At 66.2% G+C, this 10,153-nt stretch carries 12 protein-coding genes; 7 read left to right on the top strand and 5 right to left on the bottom strand.

Annotated elements, in window-relative coordinates; translation table 11 throughout:
• Positions 1–20 precede the first annotated feature (20 nt).
• The 3 genes from V0R62_RS16175 to V0R62_RS16165 all read right to left on the bottom strand — a co-directional run bounded on the left by V0R62_RS16175 (position 21) and on the right by V0R62_RS16165 (position 2,970).
• On the bottom strand, positions 21–665 hold the full coding sequence (locus tag V0R62_RS16175; RefSeq protein ID WP_028690375.1) for an oxidoreductase: 645 nt from the start codon (positions 663–665) through the stop codon (positions 21–23).
• 27 nt (positions 666–692) lie between these two features.
• Entirely contained in the window at positions 693–2,426 is a 1,734-nt protein-coding gene (locus V0R62_RS16170; protein WP_330104469.1) for a C13 family peptidase, read from the bottom strand.
• A gap of 88 nt (positions 2,427–2,514) precedes the next feature.
• Positions 2,515–2,970 (bottom strand): MaoC family dehydratase, encoded by a 456-nt coding sequence (locus tag V0R62_RS16165; RefSeq protein ID WP_110737952.1) that lies wholly within the window; start codon positions 2,968–2,970, stop codon positions 2,515–2,517.
• Between the two features lie 151 nt (positions 2,971–3,121).
• On the opposite strand from V0R62_RS16165, the gene V0R62_RS16160 reads away from it, so the two are divergent.
• Genes V0R62_RS16160 through V0R62_RS16150 form a run of 3 tightly spaced genes read left to right on the top strand, consistent with a single transcriptional unit; the run spans position 3,122 to position 4,797 of the window.
• Positions 3,122–3,484, top strand: a complete 363-nt coding sequence (locus V0R62_RS16160; protein WP_330104468.1) for a CidA/LrgA family protein — start codon at positions 3,122–3,124, stop codon at positions 3,482–3,484.
• A complete protein-coding gene (locus V0R62_RS16155) occupies positions 3,481–4,197 on the top strand; it encodes an LrgB family protein (protein WP_330104467.1) in 717 nt (238 codons plus the stop codon). Before V0R62_RS16160 ends, V0R62_RS16155 begins: the two co-directional genes overlap by 4 nt.
• A 9-nt stretch (positions 4,198–4,206) precedes the next feature.
• On the top strand, positions 4,207–4,797 hold the full coding sequence (locus tag V0R62_RS16150; protein WP_050707068.1) for an LON peptidase substrate-binding domain-containing protein: 591 nt from the start codon (positions 4,207–4,209) through the stop codon (positions 4,795–4,797).
• Between the two features lie 165 nt (positions 4,798–4,962).
• Here the strand turns inward: V0R62_RS16150 and V0R62_RS16145 are convergent, their stop codons facing one another.
• Both V0R62_RS16145 and V0R62_RS16140 read right to left on the bottom strand, forming a co-directional pair.
• Positions 4,963–6,279, bottom strand: coding sequence for a bifunctional DedA family/phosphatase PAP2 family protein (locus V0R62_RS16145; RefSeq protein WP_330104466.1), 1,317 nt, complete (start codon positions 6,277–6,279; stop codon positions 4,963–4,965).
• 3 nt (positions 6,280–6,282) lie between these two features.
• A complete protein-coding gene (locus V0R62_RS16140) occupies positions 6,283–6,975 on the bottom strand; it encodes a DNA-3-methyladenine glycosylase (protein ID WP_186732662.1) in 693 nt (230 codons plus the stop codon).
• A 297-nt stretch (positions 6,976–7,272) separates the two neighbouring features.
• Between V0R62_RS16140 and V0R62_RS16135 the strand changes: the two genes are divergently transcribed.
• Genes V0R62_RS16135 through rlmH form a run of 4 tightly spaced genes read left to right on the top strand, consistent with a single transcriptional unit; the run spans position 7,273 to position 10,146 of the window.
• Positions 7,273–8,544: a glutamate-5-semialdehyde dehydrogenase gene (locus V0R62_RS16135; RefSeq protein ID WP_028690383.1), complete on the top strand. Its 1,272-nt coding sequence runs from the start codon at positions 7,273–7,275 to the stop codon at positions 8,542–8,544.
• A 1-nt stretch (position 8,545) separates the two neighbouring features.
• Positions 8,546–9,205, top strand: coding sequence for a nicotinate-nucleotide adenylyltransferase (gene nadD, locus V0R62_RS16130; RefSeq protein WP_330104465.1), 660 nt, complete (start codon positions 8,546–8,548; stop codon positions 9,203–9,205).
• A gap of 44 nt (positions 9,206–9,249) precedes the next feature.
• Entirely contained in the window at positions 9,250–9,669 is a 420-nt protein-coding gene (rsfS, locus tag V0R62_RS16125; protein WP_028690385.1) for a ribosome silencing factor, read from the top strand.
• A gap of 9 nt (positions 9,670–9,678) precedes the next feature.
• Positions 9,679–10,146 carry a 23S rRNA (pseudouridine(1915)-N(3))-methyltransferase RlmH gene (rlmH, locus tag V0R62_RS16120; RefSeq protein ID WP_023631106.1) on the top strand — a complete coding sequence of 156 codons (468 nt, stop codon included), beginning with the start codon at positions 9,679–9,681 and terminating at the stop codon, positions 10,144–10,146.
• The last annotated feature ends 7 nt before the right edge of the window (positions 10,147–10,153 follow it).

Raw genomic sequence — 10,153 nt, 5'->3', positions numbered from 1 at the left:
ATGAGGCCTGCATTGCCGACCTATTTCTTGCCGAGTTTTCGCAACTCGTCCGACTCAACCACCCGAATCCCGTCTTCCTCTTCCAGCGCCAGACGCCACAGCGCCCGGGCCAGGGTGCAGGCCTCGATGCCCCGATACTTGCCCGGTATCAGGCGGGCGAATGGCGCCGCCATCCGTTCACCCAGGCGCGGCTCGATCCGCTCTCCGAGTAACAGCGAAGGCCGCACGATGGTCAGCTGCGGCCAGTCCTGCTGCTTGAGTGCCTCTTCCATCTCGCCCTTGACCCGGTTGTAGAAGACCGACGACTTCGGATCGGCGCCCAGGGCGCTGATCACCAGCAAGTGGCGTGCGCCCATCTCGCGGGCACGCTTGCTGAAGGCCACGACCATGTCCAGGTCGACGGCGCGGAAGGCGTTTTCCGAGCCTGCCTGCTTGAGCGTGGTGCCCAGGCAGCAGAAGGCGATATCGACGCGGCCGGCCAGTTGCGGGAGAAACACGGCCGGGTCGCCCACCGGGTTTTCCAGGTGCGGGTGCTCGGCCAGAGGGCGGCGGGTCGGTGCCAGCACGCGGCTGATGGTGGGCTCGTTGAGCAGGCGGTCGAGCAGGTGTTCACCCGTCAGACCCGTGGCACCGGCAAGCAGGACATGTTGGGGCGTCAGGTACATGATGTCTCTCCCTCGTTACTACACAGCTTAGTGGGCGCCAGGTTTTTTTGCCTGTTGCCCCGAAGCTGGCTGGGCTTCATTGCGCAGGGCTTGCTCGGCCTGTTGGCGGCGCAGGCGCTGCCAGTGGCTGATCACTGCTGGCGGCGCCCAGAGCTGTGGCTCCGAGGCTTCGAAGCCTTCCCTTCGTTCTCTTTCGGCAACGCTTTGCCGCGCCAGTTCAAACGCCTGTTTCAGATCGTCGGTCTGGTTCAGCGCCTGGGCGAACAGGGCGTCGCCGAAATAGGTGAAGTCGGCTTCTTCGGAGCAGCCGAACGACACCCGGTCGGGGCGGGCGGCGGTCATGACCAGGGTGCGGTCGTCCTTGAGCGGGGCGATGTAGCCACCGGAATAGCAGGCCGAGATGACGATCACCTTGTCGCGGTCCTTGAGCGGGGCCAGGGCGCTGGCCAGCTCGTCTGCGGATAGATCGGCCAGTTGCAGACGAGGCTGGTCGAGCACCAGCTGGTGGTCATGGCTGCCGTGGCTGGTCAGGTAGATGAACACCAGGTCCTCGGGACCGCTGCGCTCGGCCAGGGTGCGGGCGGCGCGGGTGAGGTTCTCGCGGGTGGCCATGGGGCGGTCGGCCAGATGGTCGCGATGGTTGACCAGGGTCACCTGGCCGTGGGCGCCGAAGCGCACTTTGAGCATGTTACTGACATAGTCGGCCTCGCGCAGGAACACGCTCTGCTGACCGTCGCCGGCCACCACCAGGCTGTACAGCTGCACCGGCGGCTCCGACGCCGGCACCTTGGCCAAGGCATCGCCCAGCAGCTTGCCCTGGTTGAGCAGGGCCAGGTCCAGTGGGTCGGGCAGCAGCTTGCCCTGGGCATCGCGCACGCGCACGCCGTTGACCCAGGTGCCGCTCTCGACCCGTCCGTCCGGGTGGGTCAGCTTGCCGCGACCGTGGTAGGCATCATCGGTGAAGCCGCCGACATACTGGCTGCCGTCGGCCAACTGCAAGGTGCCGCTGCCGGCGAAGCGCCAGTCGCGGAAACCACCCTTGTAGCGGCTGCCGTCGCTGCCCAGCAGTTCGCCCTGGCCGATCAGCGATCCATCCTTGAAGTCGCCGATCCATACGTCGCCGTCGGCGCTCTCGTAGCGACCCCGGCCTTCGAGGCGGTTGTCCTTGAATTCGCCAATGTACTGCTCACCGTCGGCGCTGTCGTAGGTGCCGGCGCCTTGCAGCTGGCCGTCGATGAAGTGGCCGCTGAACTGGTTGCCGCTGGCGTCGCTGCGCACACCGGCGCCATTGGGCTTGCCCTTGGCGAACAGGCCTTGGTAGCGGCTGCCGTCGGCCAGTTCGAGCTGGCCGGCGCCTTCGTACTGGTCGTCCTTGAACTGGCCGCGATAGGTCTGGTCGTTCTGTCTGAGCGCGCCCTCGCCGTCGCGGCGACCATGCTTGAAGGTGCCCGCGTAATGGCTGCCGGGGGTGGTCAGGTCGCCCAGGCCCTGGAACAGGCCGGCGCTGAACTGGCCGCGATAGACCTCGCCGTTGCTGCCGTGCCATTCGCCCTGGCCATGCCACTGGCCGTCCTTGAAGGTGCCGGCGTACCAGCTGCCATTGGGGTAGTCGATGCGCCCCTCGCCTTGCAGCAGGCCATCGACCACCTGGCCGCGGTAGCGGCCGCCGTCGGGCAGCCGGGCGTCCGGGGGCGACAGCGGTTCGCCTTCACCGCAGGCGGCGAGCAACAGGATCAGGGTCAGGGGGAGCAGGGGGCGCATGGCGGAGTCCGGGACAATCGATGCGCCGAGTATGCCGCAGAATGCGCGGGTGCGTGAATCGGGGCCGCGTGGCGGCCCCTGGGGCGTATCAGACGAAGCAGAGCGACAGCGGTTCGGCGATGTAGGCGGGCTTTTCTTCGCCTTCGATCTCGAGGGTGACGGTGGCCTTGAGCAGCCATTGCCCCGGTTTCTTTTCGGTGGCGTCGGTCAGGTCGACCTTCAGTCGCACCTGGCTGTCGACTTTCACCGGCTGGATGAAGCGCACACTGTCCAGGCCGTAGTTGACCACCATCTTCAGCCCTTCGGGCAGCACGAGGATGTCTTCCATCAGCTTGGGAATCAACGACAGGGTAAGGAAACCGTGGGCGATGGTGGTGCCGAACGGGGTCTTGGCTGCTTTAACCGGGTCGACATGGATGAACTGGAAGTCGCCGGTGGCCTCGGCGAACAGGTTGATGCGTTGCTGATCGATCTTAAGCCAGGCGGAACGTCCCAGTTCCTTGCCAACGTACTGCGAAAGCTCTGTAACGGGTACATAGGGCATCGCGACATCTCCAGATTGTCATTTGGTACGAATGTGCAAGATCAGCACGGCGAACCGTTTCAGTCAAGTTGCCCGCTTTTCGCCGAACATCGCCTTATAGGCAGTTGCTTAGCGTGCTTATAATGGTCGCCATGCTCTGAGGGAGGTCCATATGCTGTTGCGTGGTTTGACCTGGCTGGTGCTGTTCCAGTTGCTTGGAACAGCGATCAACCACCTGTTGCTGCCCATCCTGCCCGGGCCGATCATCGGCCTGTTGCTGCTGATGGCCTTCCTGATGATCCGTGGCGAGGTCGGCGAGCCGCTCAACGAGGCCGCCGGCAGCCTGTTGCGCTACCTGCCGCTGCTGCTGGTGCCGCCGGCGGTGGGGGTGATGGTCTATGCCAGGGACATCGCCGCCGACTTCTGGGCCATCGTCGGAGCCTTGCTGATCTCCTGCCTGCTGACCCTGGTGTTCGTCGGTGTGCTGATGCAGAAGCTGATCCACCGCCAGGGCAAGCGCGAGGAGCAGCCATGATCCTCGACTGGCACGGCACGCTCGAGGCGGTCATCCATCATCCGTTGTTCGGCATCGGCATCACCCTGGCCGCCTACCAGCTGGTGCTGGCGGGTTACGAGAAGACCCGCTGGATCTTCCTGCAACCGGTGCTGGTGTCGATGCTGGTGGTGATCGGCATCCTCCTGGCCTGCGGCATCGACTACGCCGAATACCGCAAGAGCACCGAGATCATGAACATCCTCCTGGGGCCGGCCACCGTGGCCCTGGCGGTGCCGCTCTACCTCAACCTGCGGCGTATTCGGCAGCTGTTCTGGCCGACATTTACTACGCTGGTAGTCGGAGGCCTGTTCGCCACCGTGGCGTGCCTGGCGCTGGGGTGGTGGTTCGGTGCCGAAAAGATGATCCTGATGACCATGGCGCCGAAGTCGGTCACTTCGCCGATCGCCATGCTGGTGGCCGAGCAGATCGGCGGGGTGGCGGCCCTGGCCGCGGTGTTCGTGCTGATCACCGGGGTGATCGGCGCGATCTTCGGCCCGGCGCTGTTGACCCGCTGCGGCGTGCTCAGCCCCGAGGCACGGGGCATGGCGCTGGGGGTGACCGCCCACGCGGTGGGCACCTCGGTGGCCTTGCAGGAAAGTGACGAATGCGGCGCCTTCGCCGCGCTGGCGATGAGCCTGATGGGGGTGGCCACGGCGGTGTTCCTGCCGTTGGCGGTCAGCCTGGTGGCTTGAGGAGTCGAGATGACGTTACCGCTGTTTCCCCTCAATACCGTGCTGTTCCCCGGTTGCCTGCTCGACCTGCAGATCTTCGAGGCGCGCTACCTGGACATGATCGGTCGCTGCATGAAGCAGGGCGCCGGTTTCGGCGTGGTGTGCATCCTTGAAGGCGAACAGGTGGGCAAGGCGCCGCCGGTGGTGGCCTCGGTCGGCTGCGAGGCGCTGATCCGCGACTTCGTGCAGCAGGACAACGGCCTGCTGGGTATTCGCGTCGAGGGCGTGCGACGGTTTCGCGTCGAGCGGACCGAGGTGCAGAAGGATCAGCTGATGCTCGCCGAGGTGCAATGGCTGCCGGACCTGGCGGACAGCCCGTTGGTGGAGCAGGACGACGACCTGCTGGCCCTGCTGCTGGCGTTGGGCGAGCACCCGATGGTCGAGGCGCTGGACATGCCGCGCGACGTGGACGGGCGCCAGTCGCTGGGCAACCAGCTGGCGTACCTGCTGCCGTTCATGGAAGAGGACAAGCTCGACCTGCTGGCCATCGATTCGCCGCAGCTCAGGCTGGAGGCGATCCAGGCGTTGCTCGAGCGGATTCAGGGTGAGTTGTTCGCCTGATAAGGCTTGCACCCGCCGCGACTCATACGATCCCTGTAGGAGCGGCCTTGTGCCGCGAAAGGGCTGCGCAGCAGCCCCGACTATCGCAAATGCCGCCAAAATCCCGGGGCCGCTTCGCAGCCCTTTCGCGGCACAAGGCCGCTCCTACAGGGATTTGCGACTGCATCAGTATTGGTAGCGTAACAACGCCTTTGGCAGCGCATGCAGGGCAAAGAACGCCAGCAACGCGACGCACGCCGGCAGCACCAGCCACCATACCCGTTGCGGCAGCGCCACCAGTGGCTGGCGATGCTGCACCAGGGTCAGGCTCGCCGCGCATACGCAGCACGCCAGCAGTGCCCCGGCGAGAATGTCGGTTGGCCAATGCGCCCCGAGGTACACCCGCGACAAGGCGATCGCCAGTGCCGGCAGGCAGCCCAGCATGACCCAGGTCAGGCGCATGCGCGGCGGCTGGCCGCGTCCGGCCAGCACCGCCAGCACCAGGAAGAAGGCGAACGACGCCGAGCTGTGGCCGCTGGGCATGCTGTAGCTGGTCAGCGGATCGACCAGCACTTCAGGACGGGCGCGGGCGAACAGCCATTTCAAGGTGCCGTTGGCGGCGGCGGTGCCGATCAGCGTCGCGCCGGCGAACAAGGCATGGCGCCATTGCCGGGCCAGCAGCAGCAGGCCAGTGAGCAGGCCGCCCAGGAAGAACTGGGTGCGGAAGTCGCCCAGGCGGGTAACCAGCACCACGGCGCCGTCGATCACCTGGCTGCGGTGTTCCTGGACCAAGGTCATCACGCCCTGGTCGAACTCGCTCAGGTACGGCCAGCCGATGAACAGCGCGGCCACGGCCAGGCCGCTGAGGGCGGCGATCAACCGGGTGCCATGGCGCTGGTCGCGGATGCTGGTGCTCAGGCTCAGGCCAATCAGCACCGCCAGGGTGCCGATGACGATGCCGGCGTCCAGCCAGAACCCTTCGGGCAGTGGCAGGCGCATGGCCGCGCCAGTGGCCCAACCTGGCAGCAGGTAGGCCACCGACCAGCCGGCGCCGGCCACCAGGCTCACGGCGATGAAGCGCGGCAGCGGCATGTCGAACATGCCGGCGACCATCGGCAGCATCGGCCGCAGCGGGCCGATGAAGCGGCCGACCAGCAGGCTGGCGATGCCGTAGCGCTGGAAATACGCCTCGGCGCTGCCGATCCATTGCGGGTGGCTGCGCAGCAGCGGCAGGCGGCGGATGTTCTGGTGGAAGTACTTGCCGATGCCGTAGGAGATCGCGTCGCCCAGCAGGCCGCCGAGGAAGCCCAGCAGCAGGGTCTCGCCGAGGCTGAAGGCACCGCTGCCGGCCAGGACGGCGACGGCGAACAGCAGCACGGTGCCGGGCACGATGATGCCGGCGATCGCCAGGCATTCGACGCAGGCCACGATAAAGATGGCCAGGCCCAGCCACTGCGGGTTGGCGCCAAGCCAGGCGGTCAGGCTGTCGAGCCATTGGCCCATGGTTCAGTTTCCTTGTTCGAGCATGAAGAAGTCTTTCCCTTCGACCTGGCCGCGGCGCAGCGGGTTTCGGGTGCAGAAGCGCGCATAGTCGGCATCGACGAAGCGGTAGGGCAGGTGTTCGTCGCGGCCGTGGGGGATGCCCAGGCGGGTGGTCTGGATCACCCGTGGCACCGGGATGCCGCAGTCCTCGACATACAGGCGTTCGGGGTCGAAGCGCCGAGCGTCCCAGTGCGGCACCTTCAGGCCCATGGCTCGGCACAGCAGGGTCTGGCCGTTGCACAGGCGCTCGGGTGGGCGCAGGTTGCCGCTGGCATCGGGGTTGTTCAGCTGCATCCGGGCCAGGCTGTTGGCGTCGGAGATGGCGTCGGTCCAGGGGTAGGCGGACTTGATCAGTACCGCGTTGCCCGGGCCCTGGGCGCTGAAGTTCAGCGAGTCGCCGCCACGGGCGTAGTACATGTAGATGTGCCCGCCGTCGAGGAACAGCGCCTTGCGCTTCTCGGTGAAGCCAAGGGAGGCGTGGCTGCCCTTGTCGGTCAGGTAGTAGGCCTCGGTCTCGATGATCCGCGCTGCCAGCCAGAGATCGCCGTGGCGATGGCGGATGACCTTGCCCAGCAGTTCGCGGGCGAGGGTTTGGGCGTCGCGGTCGAAGAAGCTGTCGGGCAAGGCCCGGGCCGGGCAGGGGGCTGGGACGGACATACGCGCGGTTCGTGGCTGTGAAGGCGGCGATGATAGCAATGAATGGCTTAATCGAGGCTGAATCAGATTGACGCCATCGCGGGGCAAGCCTGCTCCCACGACGAAGCCTGGACAGCGCGGCTGGCCTGGGGGCAGGCTTGCCCCGCGATGAGGCCGAGGTGTTTTTCGATATGGGTGGTTACATCTTTCCCACGCATTCCCAGCAAGCATTTTCTACCATCCGCCACCCGCCGCTGGGCGTACCCGAGCGCTCCAGTTATAATCAGCCGATTTCCCCTTTGCCAAGACACCGAACCCATGACCGAGTCCGTTCTTGACTACATGACCCGCCTGGGTCGCGCCGCCCGTGAGGCCTCGCGGGTGATCGGCCGTGCCAGCACCGCGCAGAAGAACCGCGCCCTGCAGGCCGCCGCCGACGCCCTCGACGCAGCCCGCGACGCGCTCACCGCAGCCAACGAACAGGACTTGGCCAACGGTCGCAAGAACGGCCTGGAACCGGCGTTGCTCGATCGCCTGGCGCTCACCCCAGCACGCATCGACGGCATGATCACCGGCCTGCGCCAGGTGGCCAGCCTGCCGGATCCGGTCGGCGCCATCCGCGACATGAGCTACCGCCCGTCGGGCATCCAGGTCGGCAAGATGCGCGTGCCGCTGGGTGTCATCGGCATCATCTACGAGTCGCGCCCCAACGTGACCATCGACGCCGCCAGCCTGTGCCTTAAGTCGGGCAACGCCACCATCCTGCGTGGCGGCTCCGAGGCCATCCACTCCAACCGCGCCATCGCCACCTGCATCCAGCGTGGCCTGGCCGAGGCCGGCCTGCCGCCGGCGGTGGTGCAGGTGGTCGAGACCACCGACCGCGAGGCCGTGGGCGCGCTGATCAGCATGCCGGAGTTCGTCGACGTGATCGTCCCGCGTGGCGGCCGTGGCCTGATCGAACGCATCAGCCGCGATGCCCGGGTGCCGGTGATCAAGCACCTGGACGGCATCTGCCATGTCTTCGTCGATGCCCATGCCGACCTGGACAAGGCCTGGCGCGTGGCCTTCAACGCCAAGACCTACCGTTACGGCATCTGCGGCGCCATGGAAACCCTGCTGGTGGACCAGGCTGTGGCCGAGCGCTTCCTGCCGGAAATGGCACGCCGCTTCCACGACAAGGGCGTCGAGCTGCGCGGCTGCGAGCGCACCCGGGCGATCATCGACGCCAAGCCGGCCAGCGAAGACGACTGGCACACCGAATACCTCGACGCGATCCTGTCGATCCGCGTCGTCGATGGTCTGGAGCAGGCCATCGAGCACATCAACCACTATGGCTCGCACCACACCGATTCGATTATCACCGAGCACCAGGGTCAGTCCCGGCGTTTCATCGCCGAGGTCGACTCGGCATCGGTCATGCTCAACACCCCGACCTGCTTCGCCGATGGCTTCGAGTACGGCCTGGGTGCGGAGATCGGCATCTCCACCGACAAGCTGCACGCCCGCGGCCCGGTCGGCCTGGAAGGCCTGACCTGCGAGAAGTACGTGGTGATCGGCGACGGCCAGCTGCGCGGCCAGGAGTCGTGCTGAGTTGAGCAGCGCGGTGGCAGTCCGGCGCATCGGCATTCTCGGCGGAACCTTCGACCCGGTGCATATCGGCCACCTGCGCAGTGCGCTGGAAGTGGCCGAGTTCATGCGCCTGGACGAACTGCGCCTGCTGCCCAACGCCCGCCCGCCGCACCGCGACACGCCGCAGGTGTCGGCCCAGGACCGCCTGGCCATGGTGCGCAGCGCGGTGCAGGGCGTCGAACGCCTGAGCGTGGATGACCGTGAGTTGGCCCGCGACAAGCCGTCGTACACCATCGACACCCTTGAATCGATCCGTGCGCAGTTGCACGCGCACGACCAGTTGTTCCTGGTGCTGGGTTGGGACGCGTTCTGCGGCCTGCCCAGCTGGCATCGCTGGGAAGAACTGCTGCAACACTGTCACATCCTGGTGCTGCAACGCCCGGATGCCGATGTCGAACCCCCCGACGCGCTGCGCAACTTGCTGGCGGCGCGCTCGGAGAGCGATCCCACCGCCATGTCCGGCCCGGCGGGGCACATTTCGTTCGTCTGGCAGACCCCGCTCGCGGTGTCCGCCACACAGATCCGACAGCTGCTGGCCAGCGGCAAGTCGGCGCGGTTCCTGGTGCCGGACGCAGTACTGGCCTATATCGAGGCACATGACCTGTATCGTGTGTCCAACTGACGGCGCCCGCTGGCGCCTCAATCAATGAGTTGAACGAGTTTTATATGACCAAGCAGAAAATTTACGGCGAAGAACTGGTCGCAGTGACCAAGGCCGCGCTGGAAGATGTCAAGGCCCAGGATATCCAGGTCATCGACGTGCGCGAAAAGCACAGCCTGACCGACTACATGATCATTGCCACCGGTACCTCCAACCGCCAGATCAACGCCATGGCGGAAAAGGTCCGTGAGGCGGTCAAGGCCAAGGGCGCTCAACCGCTGGGCGAAGAAGGCAAAGGCGACAGTGATTGGGTGCTGCTGGACCTCAACGACGTCATCGTCCACATGATGACCGCCGCTGCCCGCCAGTTCTACGACCTGGAGCGCCTGTGGCAGGGTGCCGAGCAAAGCCGTGCCGCCGATGGCAAGCACCACAGCCCGGAGCACGCCCACGAGTACTCCGAGAAGCTCAAGGACCGGGAATAAGGAAGCGCCGTGCGTCTGCGTCTGATCGCGGTCGGCTCGCGCATGCCCAAGTGGGTCGAGGAAGGCTGGCATGAGTATGCCAAGCGCCTGCCCCCGGAACTTGCGCTGGAGCTGGTGGAAATCCCGCTGAACACCCGCGGCAAGAACGCCGATGTCGCCCGCCTGATCCGTCAGGAGGGCGAGGCGATGCTGAGCAAGGTGCAGCCTGGGGAACGCATCGTCACCCTCGAGGTCCATGGCAAGCCCTGGAGTACCGAGCAACTGGCGGGCGAGCTGGACCGTTGGCGCCTGGACGCGCGTACGGTCAACCTGATGGTGGGCGGCCCGGAAGGGCTGGCGCCGGAAGTCTGCGCGCGCAGCGAACAGCGTTGGTCGCTGTCGCCGCTGACGTTGCCGCACCCGTTGGTAAGGATACTCATCGGCGAGCAGATCTACCGCGCCTGGACCGTGCTGTCCGGGCATCCCTACCACAAATGAACCTGTA

The sequence above is a fragment of the Pseudomonas carassii genome, assembly GCF_036324045.1.
Lineage (GTDB): Bacteria > Pseudomonadota > Gammaproteobacteria > Pseudomonadales > Pseudomonadaceae > Aquipseudomonas > Aquipseudomonas peradeniyensis.
This window is presented reverse-complemented; position numbering and strand designations above follow the sequence as displayed.

Bases quoted from the DNA above. Each gene is read 5' to 3' on its own strand.
- V0R62_RS16175 (WP_028690375.1), bottom strand. From the start codon at position 665: ATGTACCTGACGCCCCAACATGTCCTGCTTGCCGGTGCCACGGGTCTG.
- V0R62_RS16170 (WP_330104469.1), bottom strand. From the start codon at position 2,426: ATGCGCCCCCTGCTCCCCCTGACCCTGATCCTGTTGCTCGCCGCCTGC.
- V0R62_RS16165 (WP_110737952.1), bottom strand. From the start codon at position 2,970: ATGCCCTATGTACCCGTTACAGAGCTTTCGCAGTACGTTGGCAAGGAA.
- V0R62_RS16160 (WP_330104468.1), top strand. From the start codon at position 3,122: ATGCTGTTGCGTGGTTTGACCTGGCTGGTGCTGTTCCAGTTGCTTGGA.
- V0R62_RS16155 (WP_330104467.1), top strand. From the start codon at position 3,481: ATGATCCTCGACTGGCACGGCACGCTCGAGGCGGTCATCCATCATCCG.
- V0R62_RS16150 (WP_050707068.1), top strand. From the start codon at position 4,207: ATGACGTTACCGCTGTTTCCCCTCAATACCGTGCTGTTCCCCGGTTGC.
- V0R62_RS16145 (WP_330104466.1), bottom strand. From the start codon at position 6,279: ATGGGCCAATGGCTCGACAGCCTGACCGCCTGGCTTGGCGCCAACCCG.
- V0R62_RS16140 (WP_186732662.1), bottom strand. From the start codon at position 6,975: ATGTCCGTCCCAGCCCCCTGCCCGGCCCGGGCCTTGCCCGACAGCTTC.
- V0R62_RS16135 (WP_028690383.1), top strand. From the start codon at position 7,273: ATGACCGAGTCCGTTCTTGACTACATGACCCGCCTGGGTCGCGCCGCC.
- rsfS (WP_028690385.1), top strand. From the start codon at position 9,250: ATGACCAAGCAGAAAATTTACGGCGAAGAACTGGTCGCAGTGACCAAG.